Source organism: Streptomyces roseus (assembly GCF_001044425.1).
In the GTDB taxonomy this organism is placed as follows: Bacteria; Actinomycetota; Actinomycetes; order Streptomycetales; family Streptomycetaceae; genus Streptomyces; species Streptomyces roseus.
The window spans coordinates 28,024-48,689 of record NZ_LFML01000157.1 but is presented as its reverse complement, the minus strand read 5'-3'; the positions used below and the strand labels follow the sequence as shown (position 1 = coordinate 48,689).

The 20,666-nt window shown below is 67.8% G+C and carries 19 protein-coding genes; 10 read left to right on the top strand and 9 right to left on the bottom strand.

The window, feature by feature from the left end:
- The first annotated feature begins 16 nt into the window (after positions 1-16).
- Positions 17-2,455, top strand: coding sequence for an FxSxx-COOH system tetratricopeptide repeat protein (gene fxsT / locus ACS04_RS32155; RefSeq protein ID WP_158977747.1), 2,439 nt, complete (start codon positions 17-19; stop codon positions 2,453-2,455).
- A gap of 221 nt (positions 2,456-2,676) precedes the next feature.
- Here fxsT and ACS04_RS32150 read toward each other — a convergent pair whose 3' ends face one another.
- Positions 2,677-4,713, bottom strand: coding sequence for a M4 family metallopeptidase (locus ACS04_RS32150; protein ID WP_048480384.1), 2,037 nt, complete (start codon positions 4,711-4,713; stop codon positions 2,677-2,679).
- 276 nt (positions 4,714-4,989) lie between these two features.
- Positions 4,990-5,223 carry an anti-sigma factor gene (locus ACS04_RS39850; RefSeq protein ID WP_245236655.1) on the bottom strand — a complete coding sequence of 78 codons (234 nt, stop codon included), beginning with the start codon at positions 5,221-5,223 and terminating at the stop codon, positions 4,990-4,992.
- 9 nt (positions 5,224-5,232) lie between these two features.
- On the opposite strand from ACS04_RS39850, the gene ACS04_RS40225 reads away from it, so the two are divergent.
- The 3 genes from ACS04_RS40225 (at position 5,233) to ACS04_RS32145 (ending at position 6,365) form a co-directional block, all read left to right on the top strand.
- Positions 5,233-5,367, top strand: coding sequence for a hypothetical protein (locus ACS04_RS40225; protein WP_280921046.1), 135 nt, complete (start codon positions 5,233-5,235; stop codon positions 5,365-5,367).
- 195 nt (positions 5,368-5,562) lie between these two features.
- Positions 5,563-5,694 carry a hypothetical protein gene (locus tag ACS04_RS40220; RefSeq protein ID WP_280921045.1) on the top strand — a complete coding sequence of 44 codons (132 nt, stop codon included), beginning with the start codon at positions 5,563-5,565 and terminating at the stop codon, positions 5,692-5,694.
- Positions 5,694-6,365 carry a hypothetical protein gene (locus tag ACS04_RS32145; protein ID WP_245236654.1) on the top strand — a complete coding sequence of 224 codons (672 nt, stop codon included), beginning with the start codon at positions 5,694-5,696 and terminating at the stop codon, positions 6,363-6,365. The genes ACS04_RS40220 and ACS04_RS32145 overlap by 1 nt, the downstream gene beginning before the upstream one ends.
- A gap of 90 nt (positions 6,366-6,455) precedes the next feature.
- On the opposite strand, the gene ACS04_RS38755 is transcribed toward ACS04_RS32145, so the two are convergent.
- The 7 genes from ACS04_RS38755 to ACS04_RS38485 form a co-directional block, all read right to left on the bottom strand.
- The gene (locus ACS04_RS38755) at positions 6,456-6,938 is read right to left on the bottom strand and encodes a hypothetical protein (RefSeq protein ID WP_167352614.1); all 483 of its coding nucleotides are present in this window, start codon (positions 6,936-6,938) and stop codon (positions 6,456-6,458) included.
- A 104-nt stretch (positions 6,939-7,042) separates the two neighbouring features.
- Positions 7,043-8,302, bottom strand: coding sequence for a DUF7224 domain-containing protein (locus ACS04_RS32135; protein ID WP_048480382.1), 1,260 nt, complete (start codon positions 8,300-8,302; stop codon positions 7,043-7,045).
- 3 nt (positions 8,303-8,305) lie between these two features.
- Positions 8,306-9,058: an ATP-binding cassette domain-containing protein gene (locus tag ACS04_RS32130; protein WP_245236653.1), complete on the bottom strand. Its 753-nt coding sequence runs from the start codon at positions 9,056-9,058 to the stop codon at positions 8,306-8,308.
- Between the two features lie 111 nt (positions 9,059-9,169).
- Positions 9,170-9,589 (bottom strand): hypothetical protein, encoded by a 420-nt coding sequence (locus tag ACS04_RS32125; protein WP_078865573.1) that lies wholly within the window; start codon positions 9,587-9,589, stop codon positions 9,170-9,172.
- 86 nt (positions 9,590-9,675) lie between these two features.
- On the bottom strand, positions 9,676-10,098 hold the full coding sequence (locus ACS04_RS32120; RefSeq protein ID WP_048480380.1) for a hypothetical protein: 423 nt from the start codon (positions 10,096-10,098) through the stop codon (positions 9,676-9,678).
- Positions 10,099-10,895: 797 nt separating this feature from the next.
- Positions 10,896-12,227, bottom strand: coding sequence for a cytochrome P450 (locus tag ACS04_RS32115; protein ID WP_245236652.1), 1,332 nt, complete (start codon positions 12,225-12,227; stop codon positions 10,896-10,898).
- A gap of 695 nt (positions 12,228-12,922) precedes the next feature.
- On the bottom strand, positions 12,923-13,117 hold the full coding sequence (locus tag ACS04_RS38485; protein ID WP_158977744.1) for a hypothetical protein: 195 nt from the start codon (positions 13,115-13,117) through the stop codon (positions 12,923-12,925).
- A gap of 487 nt (positions 13,118-13,604) precedes the next feature.
- Here ACS04_RS38485 and ACS04_RS38480 point away from each other — a divergent pair, with 487 nt between their 5' ends.
- From ACS04_RS38480 to ACS04_RS37875, 6 genes are all read left to right on the top strand, one after another.
- Positions 13,605-13,805 carry a hypothetical protein gene (locus ACS04_RS38480; protein ID WP_158977741.1) on the top strand — a complete coding sequence of 67 codons (201 nt, stop codon included), beginning with the start codon at positions 13,605-13,607 and terminating at the stop codon, positions 13,803-13,805.
- A gap of 429 nt (positions 13,806-14,234) precedes the next feature.
- Entirely contained in the window at positions 14,235-15,395 is a 1,161-nt protein-coding gene (locus tag ACS04_RS32105) for an IS701 family transposase (protein WP_048480378.1), read from the top strand.
- A gap of 227 nt (positions 15,396-15,622) precedes the next feature.
- Positions 15,623-16,431, top strand: a protein-coding gene (locus ACS04_RS37880) for an IS5 family transposase (RefSeq protein WP_209441826.1) whose coding sequence is annotated in 2 segments (ribosomal slippage) — positions 15,623-15,970 and positions 15,973-16,431 — 807 coding nt in all. Because the reading frame shifts where the segments join, the coding sequence is not laid out codon by codon here.
- A gap of 299 nt (positions 16,432-16,730) precedes the next feature.
- On the top strand, positions 16,731-17,627 hold the full coding sequence (locus ACS04_RS35605) for an MmyB family transcriptional regulator (RefSeq protein ID WP_053081073.1): 897 nt from the start codon (positions 16,731-16,733) through the stop codon (positions 17,625-17,627).
- Positions 17,628-17,846: 219 nt separating this feature from the next.
- The gene (locus ACS04_RS32090) at positions 17,847-19,253 is read left to right on the top strand and encodes a cytochrome P450 (protein ID WP_245236651.1); all 1,407 of its coding nucleotides are present in this window, start codon (positions 17,847-17,849) and stop codon (positions 19,251-19,253) included.
- Between the two features lie 15 nt (positions 19,254-19,268).
- Complete coding sequence (locus tag ACS04_RS37875) at positions 19,269-19,460, top strand: transposase (protein WP_398025336.1); 192 nt, start codon at positions 19,269-19,271, stop codon at positions 19,458-19,460.
- The last annotated feature ends 1,206 nt before the right edge of the window (positions 19,461-20,666 follow it).

The window sequence follows — 20,666 nt, the reverse complement described above, 5'->3', positions numbered from 1 at the left end:
GGCTGTGCTGGGGCCGGTGACCAACTACGCCAGTGACGCGGTGCCTGGCTGGGCGGCGCAGGCGTGGGTGATCTGGCCGGTGTTCGCCGTGCTGGTGGCGGTCGGCACCGGGCTGTTGCTGTGGGGCCGGCATCTGGATACCGCGGCGGGGCCCCCGGCGCGGCCGGCACCGGTGAGCCGCCTGGCCCGGGGCCGGCAGGCTTCGTTACGCCCCCCGTATGTTGAGCGTGTGCGCGGGCGTGAGGGCGAACTCGCCGTGCTGGCAGGCATGCTCGACCGGCCACAAGGCCGGTTCGCGGTGCTGTGTGCGGCCGGCGGGATGGGCAAGACAACGGTGGCCGCGCGACTGGCCGCCCAGGCCGAGGCGGCGGGCCGGCAGGTGTTCTGGGTGCGCTGGCGCGACGGTGCCGAGCTGGCGCAGCAGATGGTGCAGGTGGCGCTGGCCTGCGGCCTTCCGGAGGCGGAGCTGGAGGCCGCGCGAGCGGGGCAGGCGAGCCTGCCGGATGTGGTCTGGCGACAGTTGGGCCGAGTACGGAAGTGGCTGCTGGTGGTGGACAACGCCGACGAGCCGCAGGAGATCGGCCCGGCAGGGGAGCCGGTGGCCGACTATCGCGGCTGGATCCGTCCTGGCGGTCGGGGCCTGCTGGTGGTGACCAGCCGGGATGGCAGCCAGCAGACCTGGGGTCCGTGCGCACGGCTGCTGCCGCTGGAGCCGCTGCCGGTGCGGCCCGCGGGGGAGGTCCTGCTGGATGCTGCCCCCGCAGCCGGCACCGCCGAGCAGGCCCGGGAGCTGGCGGCGCGACTGGGCGGGCTGCCACTCGCGTTGCACGCGGCCGGCGCCTATCTGGCCGGACCCACCAGCCGCTACCGCACCTTTGCCGCCTACCGCGATGCCCTGGAAGTGGAACCGGGGTTCTTGTGGGGAGCGGCGCACCCGAATGCCTCCCGCCCGCAGTTCGCCCGCGCCGTGGTGCGGCACACCTGGGAGGTTTCCTTGGATCAGCTCGCCGGGGAGGGCAACGCTTTGGCCCGCCCCGTGTTGCGACTGCTGGCCCTGCTGGCTCAGGCCCCCGTCCCCCTGTCCCTGATCACCCCGGACCTGCTGTCCGTCGTCACCGGACACGACGTCACCGCGGTGGCCCTGGATGCAGCGTTCGCCGGCCTGCACCGCTACGGTCTCCTCGGCCTGCCCCACTCCCCCGGCAGCATTAGCCCGGCGTCGGGCAGCGGTGAGGAGGCGCAGGTGGTGCTGCATCCCCTGATCCGAGAGATCAACGCTGTCGCCCTCACGGCCGAGACCTCCGATCTCGCCGTGTGGCACCAGGCCCTTGCGGAGCGGCTGACCACGGCCGTGCACGAGGCCGAGCAGCGCGGGCGCGCTGGTTGGCCCGCAGCCGTGCTCCTCGCCCCCCACCTGCCGCTGCTGCTCGACTGTGCGGACCCGCGCACTGCCCCACACCACCGCACCACTCTCAACGACCTGGCGCAGGTGCTGCAGGAGGCCGGCGCTTTCGGTGCGGCGCGCCTGCTGCACGAACGGGTCCTCGACGTCGAGACCCGCATGCTGGGCCCCGAGCACCCCGACACCTTGACCAGCCGCAATGACCTGGGCAATGCCCTGTTCGGAATGGGAGAGCCGGCTGAGGCAATACGCCTGCTCCGGCAGATCCTGGAGGACCGCACCCGAATCCTGGGCCCCGTGCACCCCGATACCTTGACCAGCCGCAACGACCTCGCCTGCGCTCTGGACGGGACGGGTGAGCATGCCGAGGCCCTGGGTCTGCTGCGGCAGACCCTCAACGACCGCAGCCGCGTCCTGGGTCCCGAGCATCCGCATACCCTGGCCAGCCGGGACAGCCTCGGTCTCGCACTGGACGGGATGGGCGAGCACGCACAAGCAGTACGCATGCACCGGCGCACCCTTGCCGACCGCATCCGTGTCCTGGGCCCCGAGCACCCCCTCACCCTGCTCAGCCGGCACAACCTCGCCGGCGCCCTGACCAGGGCGGGTGAGCAGATGGAAGCGGAACAGCTGCTGCGCCGGGCGCTCAACGACCACGCCCGCATTCTGGGCGACGAGCATCCGCACACCCTGGCCAGCCGGGACAGCCTCGGGCTCGCCCTGGACGGGATGGGCGAGCACGCACAAGCAGTGCGCCTGCTGCGGCAGAACCTGGAGGACCGCACCCGCATCCTGAGCCCCGAGCACCCCGACACCCTCGCCAGTCGCCACAACCTCGCTCTCGCTCTGACCCGTGCAGGTGAGCAGGCCGAGGCGATGGACCTGCTGCGCCGAACCCTCGATGACCGCGCTCGCGTCCTGGGCGTCGAGCACCCTCATACCTTGAGCACCCGCAACGCGCTGGAGACAGCGCCGGCCATGTCCACCCCACGGACACAGAGCCGGTGGGGGAACTGGCGGCGGCGCAGGAACGCGGCAGCCGGGAGCAGTTGAGGACGCGGCGACACACTCGAGGTCACACGACTCGACCGGCTCTCCCGCCCCGCGCCGCGACGGGTTCGGCTCCGCACGGGCCCTCGGCCGGGTCGGCGGGCGTCGACCGTAGGGGCCACCGGGATGTGCGACCTGGAGCCGGGTCGGCCGCACCTCTCATGCGAACGCGCCCGGAGCCTGGCGAGGCTCCGGGCGCGTGCGGCACGCTGTGGGACGGTTGATCAGAAGGTGAGCTTGAAGTCGTTGATCGTGCCGGTGTCAGCGGCTCCCTTGTCCTGGACCTTCAGCTTCCAGGTGCCGTTGGCCGCGACGGCCGAGGCGTTGACCGTGTAGGTCTTGTTCAGGTTCGCCGTGGAGTCCGACGAGGAGCTCTGCAGGCGGAACGTGGTCCCGTTCGGGGCCACGAGGTCGATCTGCAGGTCACCGATGTAGGTGTGGGTGATCTTCACACCGACCTGGAGCGTGCTCGGGGCGTTGCCGGTGATCCCGGTGACGGCGACCGAGGAGGTGACCGCCGGGCCCGGGGAGTCCGGGATGGCGACCTGGGCCGTGCTCTCGAAGACCTTGCCGGTGCCGGGGTTGCCGCCGGAGCGGGCGCCCACGTTGACCGCGGCCCAGGCGTCGGTGACGTTCTTGACCTCGGCGCTGCCGGCCCCGTACAGCTCGGTCGCCGCGGCGATCGTGCCGGCGCGGGCGCCCGCGTAGTTCGTGGTGGAGTTGAACTTGGTGGTGAGCGCCTTGTACCAGATGAGCTGGGCCTTGTCCCGGCCGATGCCGGTGACGGGCAGCCCGTCGGAGGTGGGCGAGTTGTAGCTCACGCCGTTGATCACCTTGGCGCCGGAGCCCTCGGAGGCCAGGTAGAACCAGTGGTTGGCCGGGCCCGAGGAGTAGTGGACGTCGAGGTTGCCGACGCCGGAGTACCAGGCGTCGGCGGAGCCGCCGTCCTTGCTCGGCTTGTCCATGTAGCGCAGCGGGGTGCCGTTGCCGTTGATGTCGATCTTCTCGCCGATGAGGTAGTCGCCGGGGTCGCTCGCGTTGTTGGCGTAGAACTCGACGGACGTGCCCATGATGTCGGAGGTGGCCTCGTTCAGGCCGCCCGACTCGTTGCTGTACTCCAGGCCCGCGGTGGCGGCGGTGACGCCGTGCGACATCTCGTGGCCGGCGACGTCCAGCGAGGTCAGCGGGTCGTTGTTGGCGGTACCGTCGCCGTAGGTCATGCAGAAGCAGCTGTCGTCCCAGAACGCGTTGACGTACGCGTTGCCGTAGTGGACGCGGGAGTAGGCGGCGACGCCGTCGCCGCGGATCCCGGAGCGGCCGAAGACGTTCTTGTAGAAGTCCCAGGTGACCCCGGCGCCGTAGGCGGCGTCGGCGCCCGCCGTGGCGGCGTTGGAGTTCGCGCCGTTGCCCCAGGTGTCGCTGGACTGGGTGAAGAGCAAACCGGTGCCGGACGTACCGTGGTTCAGGTTGTACGTCTTGTGGCCGCCGCGGGCGGCGTCGTTCATGGTGAAGGTGGAGCCGGACTGCGAGGTGCCCAGGGTGACCTGGCCGCTGTAGTGGGTGTTGCCGACACCGGTCTCGATGCCCTGCCACTGGTGCAGCTTCGCGCCCGTCTTGGCGTCCGTGATGACGTGGAGCTGGTTGGGGGTGCCGTCGTCCTGGAGGCCGCCGACGACGGTCTCGTAGGCCAGGGTCGGGACACCGTTCGCCATCCACACGATCTTGCGGGGCGCGGAGTCGGCCTTGTCGGCCTTGGAGCCGACGGCCTTCGCGGCGTCGAGGGCCTTGGCGGAGGCGGCCGCGGGAGCGTCGGCCGGGGCGGCGGTGGACACGCCCTGCAGCTGGGCGTTGGACGCCTTGCTGACGCTCTGGGTCTTCTCGGCCGCGCTGCGGCTGACGACCAGGTCGCCGCCGAGGACGGGCAGGCCCTCGTAGGTCCGCTCGTAGCGGGTGTGGGTGGTACCGTCCTGGTCCTTGACCACATCGTGGACCAGGAGCTTCTCCTGCGGGCCGAGGCCGAGCTCCTTGGCCGTGGCGGCGGTGGTGCTCTGGGCCTTGGCTATGAGCTCGGCGCGCTGGGACGGGGTGAGCTGCGCGGGCAGCGCTCCCGGGTTGCGTACCGACTGGCCCTTGGCGGCGGCGTTGGCGGAACCTTCGGGCTGCGCCGAGGCGGTGCCGGCCTGGACGCCGACGGTGAGCAGGGCTGCGGCGGCGAGCAGTGCGCCGGTGGCGGTGGCGTTCCGCCGGTGCGTGGACTTCACGCGGACTCCTTCTGCGTGTGGGGGGTGGAACCGGGCAGCCGTGATGGGGCCGCCCGGGGCAGAGCGTGCGGAGCTGATCGTGTTGGGGATGGGGAGAGGTTGCCAGCGATCTTCATGATCGCCATGGACACGACAGCAATTGGCCGAAACGAGTCCGAATTTCGCCCTCACGCGTCCGCTGAGCGGACATCCCCGGTGGGGACAAGATGCTGGAAAAGCCGGCGAACTCACCCATTCCGGGCGCCATTTGACCAGATCGTGGTACTTACCGGCGTCTTACATGATCAGGTAAAGCGTTCGGCATCGAGCGTCAAACAATCTTGTCCTGCTCATGACTTGACAGGGCCGCGGGCGCCTGGTGAGGCGGCGAAGGGCCATCAGGCAGGAGCTCGGTGGTGGGCTGGGGCGGGAGCCTCCGGCGGGTTCCAGCGTGAGTCCGACGGCGGCGGCGGCGGGGTCGCCGGTCAGGACGGCGGTGCCGTCGTGGTCGATGAGCCCGGCCGGGCGCATGGTGTCGTGGTGGTCCGACCACAGCTGATATATCTCGCCCGCCGCGGGTGCGCTTGGGCGGTCGGGATCACGGTCGCGAGCATCGGCGTCGGCGCCGGGGTCACCGGTATCGGCATCGGCTGCGGCGCCTGGCTCGTGCTCTAGGGCCTGTCCTCCGTCACATTGACCCGCCCACCACACCCTTCGGCGCAGCAACGACAAGCCAGTCAACGGCCACGACAACCCGTCCTTCCTCGACCTGCTCAACCAACTGCCGCCCGAGCCGCCGGCCCCCGCACTGGACGGCCAGCACGCCACTACGCCGCTCGCGAGCCTGCGCGCGCATGGAAGGAATCGTGGGTGGAGGGCGGCTTCCTCTACCAGCGCTGGGAGGAGGAGGCCCTCAAGGCCCGGCACGGCAGCTGGCACGAGGCCGCCACCTGGATCAAGACCGACCCTCCCTGCTCGGCGGACTCAGCCTCATCGTCCTGATGCTGGACCCCGCCAGCGACATCCTCTCCGGCGCTTTCAAGGGCCTGTCCGACCTCCCCGCCACCCACGGCGGCGACGGAGCGACCTATGGGGCACGGTCGACCACCCCGTCCGCATCTTCCTCGCCAACCAGGCCGCCCACCTCTCCGTCACCCGGCCGCCCTGTACGCGTCTGGCAGCTGACCGGACTGCTCTGCCTGGTCGGCGGGTTCCTCGGCAACGCCGGAGCCTCCATCGCCCGGCTGCTGTTCGGCATCGGCACCCTAGCCATGATCTGGTCCGCCGCCCCGGCCGGGGGCCGCTCCACTGCCACAGGGCTCGCCGCCCTCGTGTGGGCGCTCGCCAGCATCTTCGCCCTGCGCGGCCTGACCCTGCGCCCCATCGTCCACAACCACCCGCCGCAGTACCAGCTCAACCCCGATCCACCTGCACGCCACACGCCCCTCCCCTACCCCGGCCGGAGACGACCTCTGCCCCGGCAACCCCCACCCGCTCCAGCGCTGACAGCACCCCGCCCCGCCCACCATCCGCGGACCCAAGGGAATCCCATGAAGCCGCAGCCGCCGAAGACCGAGCTCTGGGCCAGCACCCTTAACGGAAGCCACGACGGCCTTCCCGCCAAGGTCACCGCCACCCACGATGACACCCGGCCCCGAGCCGTACGTCTATAAGTGCAGTTGCGGCGAGTCCCGCTCCTTCCCCACCAAGAACGACGTGTTCGACACCGCCTGTTTCTCGGGCACACCCATCCCAACGACTTCTTAGATGGTGATGCGTGGCGGCTTGAAGGTGCTGAACGTCGCCCCTGCAACCAGGACCGCGACGCCCGCCAAGAGGGCGGGGATGCTGGTTGCGGGGTGCAGAATGACGGCCCATGGCTGCGCTCCGCGACCACCGCTCTTCCATCCTCCGACGGCGAGGACTAGGGGTATTGCGGTGAGGACCGGGGCTGCGATCCGGGCGCCGGTGAGGGGGTTCAGGATGAGCGCCAAGCCGAGGTAGAAGGCGGTGTTTCGGCCGATCGCCAAGGCTACGGCGTCAACGCCCGCGAAGTGTCCCAGAACGCTCATGCATAGGGCGAGGGTTGCGCAGACGGCGGCGAGGGAGGCATCGAAGCGGTGGACGGCCCGCACGGCGACGGTTTCAGTTACCCCCCGGGCGCGGCCGGTGAAGGCGAGCCATGTCACGGCGGGGATGACGGTGATAAGCGCGGCGAGGAGGAAGTGTCCGGCCCCACCGACCATCGCGGGAACGGGGATGCGGCTCTGTCCGAATGCCAGGCCCCCGCCGGCCGTCGCAGCGGTGACGGAGGCGAGGGTGGGGACGTTGCGCGATGCGGCCCACCAATTCACCGGCCTGCTCCTTCAGGGTTTGGGGCCGGTTTCTGATCGCAGCCGGTGAGCGCGGCCCTGTTCGCTTCGTACCAGGCGTGCTGACGGTCGGAGGGCAACGTGAGGACTTTCTGGGCGAGCCTCGCGTCGTCGGGAGACACCTGGCCCTGAATCGGAGCTGGGGGAGCCTGGGTGGTTATGGCAGTCAGCCATGCGGTGAGCGGTCCTCGGGCGGGGAACGCCGGGTATTTGTGGCTAGTTCTGGCGCATTCGGGGATGGGGGGCAGGAGGGTGTTGGTGAGGTTGGCGGCGATGCCCTTTTCGCGGATCGGCCCTTTGCCTCCGAAGCGGGCCTGTCCGGGCTTGAGGTCCCGGTTTTGGGTGAGGGAGGAGAGCACGGGAAGCCCGGCGTCCTTCAGGCGGCTGCTGTAAGTGCGGGTGGTCTCCACGATCCGGGTGCGTCCCGGGGTCTCGGGCCACAGGCACACTTCTGGGAAGCCGGCTGTGTCGCAGATCAGAGCGTCGGGGTTCCGGTCGACGACCGGGTCATAGCCCATGTCCACCACCAGCAGCACGGAGGCCACGGACGCGGCAGCCAGGGCGGCCAGAGGCTTCCAGAGGTCGGCCCGGGCGATCGCGAGGAGGCATGCGGTAATGATCCCGCCAGTGAACAGGAGCGGGGCCCACACGGCCACGGGGTCGATGACCGATCCGACCGAGCAGCAGCTGTCGTAGGCGCCGGCGACCAGGTGGCGGGGCCAGGGGGTGTCCCAGGATCCGGGGAACGCGGTCAGGCAGAATCCGGCGACCATCGCCAACGGTGCGGCCGCAAGGTGCGGAAGACGGCCGCCCAGGAGGTATCCGGCCAGCGTGGCGGCCGCCATCAGCAGCGCGTACACCGCGAACATGCCCAGGTGAGAGAAGGACGGTAGAGTTCCCGCGGCCGAGACCGCGACACCGACCGCTATAAGCATGCCGGCGACGCCCATCGCCCACACCGGGACCAGCAGCGGCAGCGCGATGGCGAGCCTGCTGCGGGAAGGAGCCTGCCCGAAGACGTTGCCCCGGCGCAGACGTCCGCTCTCCCACGCTCCGCTCGCCGCGCACGCTGCTGTGGCGAACGGAATCGTGTAGGAGGCGTTGCCGAGGACGGACGGCCCGTAACCAGCAACGGTGCCCATGGTGATCGGCTCCGACAGGAGCAGCAGGACGTAGCCGGCGAGAAAGACGAGCATGACTCCGGCGGAGGAGGACCGCAGGAGAGTGGCGATACGCATCGGTCAGATCTCCCGTCCGACGAGCATCACATAAGCGGCTTCGGCCTGCTCGCGTCCTCTTGCGGCGGCCGGTGCCAGGGCGTGGAAATCGGCAGGGCTGCCCTGGAAACAGATCTTGCCGTGTGCAAGGACGGCCACATGCGTATACAGGTCTGCGAGGTCTTCGGTCTGGTGCGTGGATACGATCACCTGCACACTGCCGACGAGTTCGTCTACGAGCTCACGGAACACCAGACGCTGTGTGGGGTCAAGGCCCGCGGTCGGCTCATCCATCAAGATCAGCTCGCTGCGGTGGGTCAGTGCTCCCGCGATTCCCATGCGACGGAGCTGCCCGCCGGACACCTGGTGACTCTTACGCTCTGCGAGGCGGGTGAGGTCGACGCGGCGCAGCGCGTCCTCGGACGCTTTCCACGCCAAATCTCTCGGCATGCCCTTGAGCCATCCAGCGTAGGCGACCTGTTCGCGTACGGTAAGCCCGGGCATGGGGGTGATCTGCTGGGGGATCCATGCCACGCGTTTGCGGTAGGCGGCCAGATGGCGGCCCTTTGCGGTGCCTCCGTCGAAGGTGACCGACCCGGAATAGGGGGGCAGGTGGGAGGCGGCGATGGCCATCAGTGTGGATTTGCCTGCCCCGTTCGGGCCGAGGAGGACCGTTGCCCGAGCATCAATCCGGAGACTGAAGTCATTGAAGACGGGGGTCTTCCGCCCGTATCGGAACGAAACATGTTTAAAAAAGAGAGGCATGGAGGAACGCACAATCCGCCACCCCACCGTCGGTGGGACGGCTTTGGTTGTGGGACAGTGGACGGGAGAGGGTCCCGGTGCTGAATCCACCGGGACCCTTGCACTACTTGTTCAACAACCGTACTACCAGGCGACCTTCACGTAGTCGACGGAGATGAACGTGCCGTGGGACACGTCCGTCAGCGCGAAGTAGTAGTTGCCCGCGTCGTTCGGGTCGCCGTAGTCAACCCACCCGCAGTAGTTCGTCCGGGTCCCCTTGGAACGGTCCGGAGCGGAAGAGATGTCCTTCCACAGCTGTAACCCGGCGTAGTTGAACCCGCCACCGCCGTCCGCGTAGCAGCCCGAGAAGTAGATACCCGTGTAGTCCGAGGTGTCGTTGTTGTCCCACCAGCGGCGCGACTCGTTGCCCGCCCGCCATGAGTTGATGTGCGACTCGAACTGGCCCTCCGCCGTCACGCTAGCGTGCGCCGGAATCACCGACACCGCACTCAGCAGCGCGGCGCCGGCCATCGCCCCTGACCACGACTTCAAACCGATCTTCATCTGATCCCTCTTTCGTGTTTCTGGCACCGCCTCTACCGGGCGGAACCCTCACGGGCCGGAGGTCCGACCCTTGGTCTGGCTCACGGCTACCAGGCGACCTTGACGTAGTCGATGTTGATGTAGTCCCCGTTGCCCACGCCCGTCAGCGCGAAGTAGTAGTTGCCCGCGTCATTTGGGTCGCCGTAGTCAACCCACCCGCAGTAGTTGTTCCGAGTGCCCTTGCTGCGGTCCGGGGCGCTGGAGATGTCCTTCCACAGGGTCAGTGACGCGTAGTCGTAGCCGTGGTGGTCGTCATCCGACCTACATCCCTGGAAGTAGATGCCGGTGTAGTCCGAGGTGTCGTTGTTGTCCCACCAACGGCGGGACTCCGTCGGAACCGTCCACCACGAGATGTGAGACTCGAACTGGCCCTCCGCGGCGACGCCGGCGTTCGCCGGCGTGATGCCGCCGATCCCAAGGAGCGCAACACCTGCCATCAGACCGGCCAGTTTCTTGCGCCGTGTACTCATCGGTTTCACCTTCCCTTACTCGTTGGCCCTGGGTGAGGGCATGACGGAGGGAAGAGACGTTGTGTCGAGACCTCCTCCACCCCGCTGAGGCGAACCGCACGCTAGCGGCGGAACACCCCATTCTGCGAATATTTGTTGGGATATGGCTCAAATGCACGCCCTTCTCTGTCCCGCACGGGACAGGCCACATCCGTGGACGGTCATTCATTGCGCCCCACCCAATCTGCCGCAGCTTTCGCGGCACGCACCCCGAGCACACAGTTTCCGTGGCATTCCGGCGCGGTCTGTGCCCGCACCTGAGGCGCGGCCCCCAGTAACGTCGCGGCCGCCAGAGCCGGCCGCTGCGGGCGTCAGCATGCGGAACATCTCTATGTGAACTTTTTCCCTCCCGTAGATAGGGTGAGTGCACGGAACAAACCGCACAGGTCGCGGTGTTCAAAGCGGACTTCAGTTCAGCCGACGAAGCAGCCCGATGCCGTCAGTGCGCCCGTACGTCGGCCTGCCATCGCTCAGGCTGCCTGTGCGCTCCCCGCAGAAGCGCCACGCACTAGAAGTAGGCAAATCCAGCAGTCCGTCCAGTCACGAGCGTGCTGACCGCAACGAGTTTCATCATGTCGTTTTCCGGCTGAGCTGCAAGCAAGCGGAAACTTAGTTTCCGGTCGGGGGCGGTTCGACCGTGCCCAACCAGCCGGATGTGCAGGGAACAGCGCTTCCAGTAGCACATCACAGGTAGAAAGCGATGGGGCCCGGCCCCTCACCTCGGGACCGGGCCCTGCGCCTGCGTGGTAGGCATAACGTCAGCGCGGCTGCACGATCATCGGCATAGCGGTGGGGTGAGCCATGGACGCTGTCGACTCCCGAGGCGCCTTGACGCCTGGTACGGGGCGCAGCTTCCAGCGCTGCAGGACCGTGGCCAGGGCGATCGTGGCCTCCATCCAGGCGAAGCGATCACCTATGCATTTGCGGTTGCCGGCTCCGAAGGGCACCTCGTGCTCACGAGGACGCGCCTGGCGCTGTTCCGGCAGCCAACGATCCGGGTCGAAAAGATCCGGCTCAGGGTACAGATCCGGATTGCGGTGCAGGGCGTACAGACTGAGCAGCACCTCGGTCTCAGCGGGCAGCGAGTATCCGCCGATGGTGACAGGCTCAGTCGCCCGGCGCATCAGGGTCACAACACCGTGAAGCCGCAGGGCTTCGTCGAGCACGCGGGTGACGCTGGGCAAGTGGGCCACGTCCGCGAACGAGATGGTGTCCCGCACACCGAGCACCCTGTCAATCTCGGCCAGCACCTCCTGTTCGATATCGGGCCGGTGTGCCAGGTGATGCAGCGCCCAAGCGAGGGTTGATGCGGTGGTCTCGGAGCCGGCGAAGAGCATGGTGGTCAGCTCATCGCGGACCTCCTCGTCCGTCAGGCCGATGCCCGCATCGTCGCGAGCTGACAGCAACAGCGACAGCAGGTCGGTCCGGGTTCCGGGCGCCGCCGCGCGGGTGGCGGTGATGACATCGTCGATCACCGCGCGCATTCGTGCTGCTGAGGTGTCGAATTTCTTCCAAATGGGCCAGTCGTCGGTGAACTTCGGTGCGAGGGCACGACGCAGCATGTTTTGCAGGATGACCGGGAGGTCCTCCCGGACAGCCTGGACGGCAGGGCGACCGATATCCGCGGAGAAGAGGGTGGCGGCCAAAGACTCGATGGCGAAGTCGCCCATCACTTGGTGGACGTCGATACGCTGGCCGGCAGTCCAAGAGTCGGTAAGAGTGCGTGCGTGAGCACTCATGACGTAGGCGTAATCTTGCAGGCGTTCCTTGTAGAACACCGGCTGGATCAGGCGCCGGTTGCGCATGTGCTGGGCTCCGTCGGAGTTTGCCAGCCCGTTGCCGACCAGAGGTCGTACACGCTCGAATAGGCGGCCCTTCCTGAATGACTTCGCCTTCTTGACCAGGACCTCGTTGACGGTGGAAGCGCTGGTCACCACCACCACCGGCATGCTGCCGATGTCGAGTCTCAGCACCTCACCTTCCGCATGCAGTGACCTGAGTACCGCGAGCGGATCGCGCGCCAGGCGGGGAATGTGACCGAGGCCAGGAACACGGCCTTTAGCCGGGGGAATCACTGACAATTGAGACACGATCGAGGGTCCTTTCACGCTTCCGGTCGTTGTCTCCGGCCCGGCAACAGGTCGAGAACTGTGCTGAGAAGAAATCAACAGCGGAATAGGATTTTTCTGCACCAACAGGTTGTTGGCGCACCGTCACGGCCGCGCGGCGCACGGTTCGGCCGCCTGGTACGGGAGGTGTTGCTCCTCCGCCGCTAGGGCCGGCTCGCTCACGCCCCGCTGTAGCGCGGGCACGGCCACCCTTCCGTACACATGATTCTCATCTCAGCTGAAGGTACATACGAGCGGAAACTTCCTTTTCGGCGAGGGCGGCGCGTCCCACCTCGGCCACACAAGTGTGGTGGCAACTCGCCATGACGCAGGACGCTAACAAGATCAATGTGGCAGCGACGTGTCGGGTGCCGACGAGCGCGGTACGGGGATCAAGCCGCCGAGCGGTGCCGAGGTCCGCAGGGCTCGCTCGGCCTCCTGCCGCCGGCCGCCGCGCCGCCCGACCTGACAGTTCGCCCAGCCAATCTCTGGACACATTGCGCGGGCAGGCAGCACCTCCAGTACGGCCGCCATCCACTCCGTACGCCCGGTACCGGGAATGGCTTCGCTCAAGCGGTCCACGATCGTCTTGCGCGTCAGGGGCTCTCGGGAGCTGACCCGTGTCCGGGCCGCTTGGTGCAGCACGTATCGCCGGGCGTACCCAACTCCGCTTACCGTCAACGGTCCTGACCTCGGGTGTGCCGCGCGGCCAGTGCGGCCATCCGCGTAGAGGCGTGCTCCAGCACCATGGGCAGCACCAGCTGGCGCCGCGAGGGGACTCGCGGGTGCTTGCGCTGCCACCGCCAGTTCAGCGCCCCCACTACCGCCGCGCCCAGCGCGGCCGCAGCTGCCAGCCGTTTAAGACCGGTCATCCTCACCACCCTGCGGACCGCGCCGGTTGCGATGTTGATCAGGACGCTGGCCTGCCGCTAGAGGTCGGACATCGGGCCCTCGGTCACCCTCACGCCAAGGCCGACCAGTTGGCGTCTGACAGGCCGCTGTCGAGCAGATCCCGGTTGGTCCCGATGATGACCACCGGGGCGATCACCCCGGCACATCGCGCACCGTAGTGCGGGCGTTGACCGGCCGGTGCTGTCGACTCTGGTGGCAGGCTGTCGAGTGCCAAGGAAGACCTGGACGTGGTGCTGGGCTGCCTCCGGGGGAGCGATGCGCAGGCCGCCGAGACGCTTCCTGGGCCCGGCGTGGTGCGATATCGGGCGTTCGAGCAGGAGTTCGACGGCCACCGCGCCCTCCCGTTCACTCTCAACCGAGTCGAGCAACCGGGTCCTGTCTCAGACGCGGCGCGGCTCCCTGACCCAGGACCGCTTCCCCGACCTCGTCGCGGCCGCCACCGCACCGATGCCCGCAGGGCTTGTCCTGGACGGCGAGTTCCTGGTCTGGGATGCGAAGGCCGGACAACTCTGCTTTGAGGGTTTGCAGCGCAGGGCCGTCGGCCGCCCCCACTCCACGCGGTCTCTCGCCGCCCGTCTTCCCGCCTTCCACATGGCGTCCGACGTGTTGTTGCAGCAGGACGGCATCGAGACCCTCGCCGTGCCGTGAGCGCCGCAGACATATGCAGATATTGTTCGCCGTCCGCGCCCTGACTGCTCTGGGGATGCTTTGTCCGATGGCCCCCGACCTTGCCACTGCCCGCGAACGGCTGGAGAGCACTGGACCGATGTGTCCGGCGTCGAAGGCAACCTGGTCAAAGCCCAATGTCAGCGCTACGTCACCCGAGCTCAAGCGTGGACCAAGGTCAGACGCAGGGACACCGCCGAGGCCGTGATCAATCACCGGCAGCCTGGGCATCCCGCGCGGACCCCCGATCACACCGTCCGCCCAGACCAGTGGCTGCCGTCTGGTCTCCCTCATCGCTCACCACGAGCGGCCGCTCCAATTACGAACAAGGGCAGTTGCGGCTCCCGTCCCGCTTTAGTACTGCAACGGTGCTTGCCGTGACGGTTGGGCAGGTCGGTCGTTAGTCAGTTCATGGGTGGGGAAGTTGCTGAGGCCCGGTTGTGGGCTGGTGAACTGAAGGCTTTGCATGAGCGTTTCGTGCACCGTTTCTCCAGGTCGGAGCCGCGGGAGTCGGCTCTTGCCTATATGCGGGGGCTGATAGCTCCGTTGGAGCGGAAGAACGGGTGGACGCTTGCCGAGGAGGCTGGGCATGCGGGTCCGGACCGGATCCATCGGCTGCTGAACCGGATCGACTGGGACGCCGATGAGGTCCTGGACGATGTGCGGGACTATGTCGTCGATCACCTCGGCGACCCGGAAGCGGTGCTGATCGTGGACGACACGGGGTTCCTGAAGAAGGGTGTCCGCTCGGCCGGGGTCCAGCGCCAGTACTCAGGAACCGCCGGGCGGACGGAGAACTGTCAGATCGGGGTGTTCCTCGCCTATGCCGGAGGCCGGGGTCGCACGTTGATCGACCGCCGTCTGTATCTGCCCATCTCGTGGATGGAAGACCAGGAGCGGTGCCGGGCCGCCGGCATCTGCGAAACGATCGGCTTCGAGACGAAGGTGGTCATGGCCAAGGCCATGGTCCGCCGAGCGATCGCGGACCGGATTCCGTTCCGGTGGGTGACCGCGGATGCCGCCTACGGCTTCTCCAAGGGCTGGCGCACGGAGCTCGAGCAGGCCGACGTCTTCCATGTCATGGCCACCACCCGGCACGACACCGTCGTCACCCGCTGGGCGATTGACCACCCCGTCCACGACCTGTTCCCCGCCCTGCCCCGGCAGAAGTGGAAGCGCCGCTCCTGCGGCGACGGGGCTCACGGCCCGCGGGTTTATGACTGGGCGAGGGTCGAGGTCCGGCCCTGGCACCGCAAGGACCGCCGGCACTGGGTCATCGCCCGCCGAAGTGTCCGCAGGCCCGAGGAAATCTCGTATTACATCGCCTACTGCCCGGCCGAGACCACACTGGATGAGCTGATCCGTATCGCGGGAAGCCGGTGGGCGGTCGAGGAATGCTTCCAGAGCGCGAAGCAGGAGTGCGGCCTGGACGACTACCAGGTCCGCCGCTACGACGGCTGGCACCGCCACACGACCCTGGCCATGGCCGCCCACGCCTGCCTCACCGTCCTGCGGGCCCGCGAACTCGACACCGGGAAAGCAGAAACGGATCCTCCCAGCTCATACCCCTGAGCCTGCCCGAACTCCGACGCCTGATCAGCCGACTCACCCGACCTCGCCAAAGCCTCGATCACGTTCTGCGCTGGTCACACTGGCGACGCAGACGACAACACCAAGCCCCCGTCAGCCACTACAAACGACGCGGCCACACACCACCAGAAACTGCCCAACCGTCACGGCAAGCACCGTGGCAGTATTAGACATCGTTTCTTTTGGTGTGATCGTTCGTTGAACCGTGCATGACGGATCTGGTTGAGCGGCTGGTACCGGAGGAGTTGTGGGTGTTGTTCCGGCGGGTGGTGCCACCGACGGAGGTGATACGTCCGCAAGGTGGCGGCCGGCGGCGAGCGGGTGACCGCGAAGCCTTGGCGGCGATCATCTTCGTGGCGACCTCAGGCTGTACCTGGCGGCAGCTCCCGCCGGTCTTCGGCCCGAGCTGGCAGACGGTCTACCGACGCTTCGCCCAGTGGAGCCGGGCCCGGGTCTGGGCAAGGCTCCACCGCGTCATCCTCGATGAACTCGGCGCCCGCGGAGACCTGGACTGGTCGCGCTGCGCGATCGACTCAGTCAGCCTGAGGGCCGCAAAGGGGGGCCACTGACCGGACCGAATCCGACCGACCGCGGCAAGTCGGGATCGAAGATCCACCTGATCACCGATCGAAACGGACTACCTCTCGCCCTGGGTATCTCGGGCGCCAACATGCACGACAGCCTCGGTCTTGAACCGCTCGTGCGGGGCATCCCGCCGATCCGGTCCCGGCGAGGACCTCGCCGGCGGCGGCCCGGAAAGCTTCACGCAGACAAGGGCTACGACTACGACCATCTGCGCCGATGGCTCCGCAGTCGCGGCATCCGCCACCGCATCGCCCGCAAAGGCATCGAGTCCTCACAACGACTGGGTCGCCACCGGTGGGTCGTCGAACGGACCGTGTCCTGGCTCGCCGGCTGCCGTCGCCTCCACCGCCGTTACGAGCGCAAGGCCGAGCACTTCCTCGCCTTCGTCGGCATAGCTGCAGCCCTCATCTGCCACCGCCGCCTCACCAAATGAAACGATGTCTTTAGGGCGAGCACGGCTGCCGCACGGTGCACTCATCCTCGCGAACGCAAACGAGCGGAATAGACCTTTCGACTTAACCACCCGGTGTCGGTGTGCCGCAGGATCGATCGGTTGGCCCGCCACCCTGGCCCGCTACGACCGGCTGGCCGAATTCGACACCCGAGGTGACGGCTTAGAGTGGCTCAGTGCGACGCGAAATAGGAGACCTGGCAACCATCCCCACCGGCCGATTCACCGAGGTGCCAGGGTTAAGCGAGCCCTGCCAGGGCGAAGGAGACAGCAGCAGCGCTGTGACGCACCGCAGCCGGCTGACGGAGGAGACGGCCGCCCTGGTACGGGAGCTTCTTGAAGATCTCCGGAAGGGTCAGAGTCTGAGTCAGGAGGCCTTGGGGGAGCGTCTCGGCATCAATCAGCGTTCCTACCGGAACTGGTTGCGTCGCGCATCGGCTCTGAAGGCCGCGGAGGTTGCGCGGCTCGTCAAGGCACTGAACATGAGCCCAGCGAACCGGGACACCCTCTACCGGCTCACGAACCAGCTCCCACCCGGACCTGACCCCAACGAGGCGCGGCTGGCCTCCGAACGGTTTCAGTACCGCGACATGATCTGCCACTACCAAGAGATGATCGACAAGTTAGATCATCCCTCCGTGGTCTACACCTACTGCTGGGACGTAGTCGCTACGAACCGGGCCTACCGCGATGTTTTCGGCGGCGTACGTCCCCACGCGACGGCCCACCCGAGCAGGAACACGCAGTGGTTCATCTACTTCCACCCGGACGCACCGACGCTTCTGGGTGGTGGCGATCAGCGTGCCTACCGTGAGCACTGGCTTCTGCCGTCCTTGGCTCATTTTTTGGCCACCCTGCAGCAACGGCCCGACGACCCAAGCCTGCTGGCGCTGCAGCGTGAAATCGAGCGACGACCGAATCTACGGGCGGCATACAGACTGGCACCACGATGGATCGCCAGGAACGGCGACATCGCCATCAACTACTCGCCCCGCCCATTGTGGGATCCGCGTGTGGGCAGCGTACTCAACGCGCACATCCTCACCGAGGCTCACCAGGGGTATCGGGCACTACACCGAGCAACCTTCATTCTCCGCAGCCCGCAGCGCGAGACAGCGGCTACGGCACACCAGCAGGGTGCCCTGTTTGACCTGCATTCAGCCGAGTACGCACGGTAGAGCCGACGTATGTTGCGCCACCCGATGATCGAAGGCGATTGGCGGCCGCGGTCCGAATCGAGGTGCCTTCAAGTCATCCGTGGTGCCCCGCTATGCTGCTCACGCTCCTGATCTTGCGTCAGGTGCCTCGATGCTGGTCGGCGATCCACGGCCAGCACACGCCATGAGCGCCCCCGGCCGGCCTTCGTGACGGGGGCGACTCCCATGTTCGGAGGCCCAGTGTCCCTTCGTCAGCCCATACCCGGCTCGGCGCCGCCGCCCGGCTGCCCCGCGCACACCACAGGCACCGGCCAGATCGGTGACTATCGCGCTTCAGAGCTTCGGCGGTTGCACGAACTGGACGACCCGCTGCGGGCATACGAGGAACTGCGCGCCCAGTACGGTCCCGTTGCTCCCGTGCTTCTACACGGCGATCTGCCTGCATGGATCGTTCTTGGCTACCGGGAAATATTGGAAGTGATGCGCAACCCTGCCACCTTCTCCAAGGACTCGCGCCGCTGGACCGCATTTCGAGAGCGTAAGGTGGCGGCCGAATCGCCGCTCATGCCGATGATCGGCTGGCAGCCCCTGTGTGTGTTCGCCGACGGCCGCGAGCATAGCCGCCTTCGTGAGGCCGTGGTCGATGGACTGGCCCAGTTCAACCGCCGCGGTATGCGTCGCTACGTCGCCCGCTACACCCAGGAGCTCGTCTCCACGTTCGGTCCGCTTGGTACGGCTGACCTGGTCAGAGACTATGCCGAGCCGCTGCCCATGCTGGTCGTCAGCCATCTGCTTGGAGTGAGGCCTGAGGACGGCCCTACCTTGGTGGAACCGACTCTGGACCTGATGCGAGGCAGCCCGACGGCGGCTGAGAGCAACCAAGTTGTCACCCAGGTCCTGCAAGACATGGTGGCGCGCAAGAAGATGGAGCCCGGCAGCGACCTGGCGTCGCGACTGATCGCGCACGAGTCCGGCCTCACCGAAGCCGAGATCGTGGAACACCTGCGCCTCACGCTCATCGCCGCCCACCAGGGCACGGTCAATCTACTCGCCCACACCCTGCGGCTCCTGCTCACCGACCAGCGTTTCCGTGGGAGCCTCTCAGGGGGCACCATGACGCTGCCTGACGCACTGGAGCAGGTCATGTGGGATACGCCGAGCATCGGCGTCGTCCCGGGCCCCTGGGCCACAAGAGATGTGGTCCTCGGCGGCCAGGAGATCCGAGAGGGCGACATGCTTCTCCTGTGCATCGCGGCCGGCAACCGCGATCCCGAGCAGCGCCCTGACCTGAGCCAGCCGCTGTACGGCAATCGTTCTCACCTTGCGCTGGGGAGCGGCCCTCACGAATGCCCTGGGGGCGACATCGGACGGGCAATCGCCGACACCGGTATCGAGGAACTCACCGCTCTCATTCCGGACATAAACCTGACGATTCCTGGCGATGCCATACCCATTACGGCCGGCTGGCTCGCCAGTCGGCCGGCCTCGCTGCCGGTGCACTTCACCCCCCGCCCCGCAGCGGCATCTGCCACCCGGACCAGCACACAGGCCTCTCCGGCGCCGCACAGCACTGATCAGGCCGACCAGTCGTCGCCACAGCAAGGGCGACCGTGGTCCCGCATGAGATCAGCATTCATCAAGAGCTGACCAGCGTTTTCGGGCATCAAGCCGGGCCGTCCGCGGGTATGTACGCGGCGGCGGTGGATGGACAGCGTACGGTGGCGGACCCGGTACGGCGCTCCCTGGCGGGACGTGCCCGAACTCTACGGGCCATGGGACCGGGTCTACTGCCTCCCTGCTGGCAGCGAGACGGGACGTGGGCCCGGTCCTTGCCCAGCTCCAGGCCAGAGCTGACGCCAAGGGTCTGATCACCTGGGACGTGAACGTTGGCCCCACCGTGTGCCGGGCCCACCAGCACGCCGCCGGAGCGGCGAAAAGGGGGACCTCCAGAAGGAGCCCCCTGACGGCGTCCTCGTCGAACCGGCCGACCACGGCCTCGGGTGCTCCCGCGGCGGACTGGCCAGCAAGATTCACTTCGCGGTCGAGCAGAGAAGCCGCTGCCGGTGGTGGTCACGGCAGGGCTGCGGGGCCATTCCCCGCAGTACGAAACCGTCCTGGAGGCGATCTGGGTGCCCGTGTCGGGCGCGGAAGCCGCGGCAGCGGCCGGACCGTGTGCCGGCCTGAGCGACCTGCGCGACCTGCGCGACCTGCGCGACCTGCGGCGCACTGCCGCGATGCGGATGGCGAACGACCCGAACCACCAGCGTTTCTCCATCAGGCGCGGCTGGCTCATCGCCTTTGCGATCGCGTCCGCCGTAAAGCGCCTGTTGCGGACCTCGGGGCCAGTCGCTGGGGGCGTCGAGGAACGGGGCGCCCGCCGGGGTATTACTGCTCTTGGGCGTGCCCTGCCCGGCAGCGTGTCGGCCGGACCGGTGGGCTGCGCCCACCCCGGGCGCTCACCGCTTGCGACGCCGAGGCGGTCCAGGTCGATGCCGGCCTGGCGGGAGATGGCTTCGGCCTGCCGCAGCAGGTGGCGTACAGCCGGGTGTCGGCAGGGCGCTGCACCCGCTCTGCGGCTCTGCCGGATTCCATCACCTGCCAGGCGGAAATGCATGTCGAACTCCACCCCCAACTCCGCCAGGAGCACGGCGACCGATCCAGGCACAGGAATAGCCATGCTCTCAACGTCGGCGATATGCGTGTCCCAGTCCCGCTCAAACGCCTGCCCCTCCCCCGCCTGCACAAGCTCGTCGCCGCGGATCACGTCCCGGTGATTCTCCTCGCGCCTCCAGCCTCCGGAGCAGACCGCACGTAGTGCCCCCCATGGCCGGGAAGATCGGCTGCCGCCCTCGTCCTACACCTAGCCTGCGACACCGACCGGCCGCCTGAGCCCGAGGCGCCCGGGTACCTTACGCGCGTCTGCGGACGTTCTTTGGCCACCGCACCGGGTTGGCACCGAGCGCCCGTTCAAGCGGTCCGTGATTCGGGAGGACTTGTCAGCCTCCGGACCGGGCACTCGCTGCGCATCGGCCTCGCCTCCCCCGGCCGCAAGGGCCTGGC

What these genes read in the sequence shown, in the direction of transcription:
- ACS04_RS32125 (WP_078865573.1), bottom strand. Translation starts at nt 9,589, where the DNA reads ATGAAGATCGGTTTGAAGTCGTGGTCAGGGGCGATGGCCGGCGCCGCG.
- ACS04_RS32135 (WP_048480382.1), bottom strand. Translation starts at nt 8,302, where the DNA reads ATGCGTATCGCCACTCTCCTGCGGTCCTCCTCCGCCGGAGTCATGCTC.
- ACS04_RS38755 (WP_167352614.1), bottom strand. Translation starts at nt 6,938, where the DNA reads ATGGTCGGTGGGGCCGGACACTTCCTCCTCGCCGCGCTTATCACCGTC.
- ACS04_RS39850 (WP_245236655.1), bottom strand. Translation starts at nt 5,223, where the DNA reads ATGCGCCCGGCCGGGCTCATCGACCACGACGGCACCGCCGTCCTGACC.
- ACS04_RS38480 (WP_158977741.1), top strand. Translation starts at nt 13,605, where the DNA reads ATGCCCGCAGGGCTTGTCCTGGACGGCGAGTTCCTGGTCTGGGATGCG.
- ACS04_RS32105 (WP_048480378.1), top strand. Translation starts at nt 14,235, where the DNA reads ATGGGTGGGGAAGTTGCTGAGGCCCGGTTGTGGGCTGGTGAACTGAAG.
- ACS04_RS38485 (WP_158977744.1), bottom strand. Translation starts at nt 13,117, where the DNA reads ATGACCGGTCTTAAACGGCTGGCAGCTGCGGCCGCGCTGGGCGCGGCG.
- ACS04_RS32145 (WP_245236654.1), top strand. Translation starts at nt 5,694, where the DNA reads ATGCTGGACCCCGCCAGCGACATCCTCTCCGGCGCTTTCAAGGGCCTG.
- ACS04_RS32120 (WP_048480380.1), bottom strand. Translation starts at nt 10,098, where the DNA reads ATGAGTACACGGCGCAAGAAACTGGCCGGTCTGATGGCAGGTGTTGCG.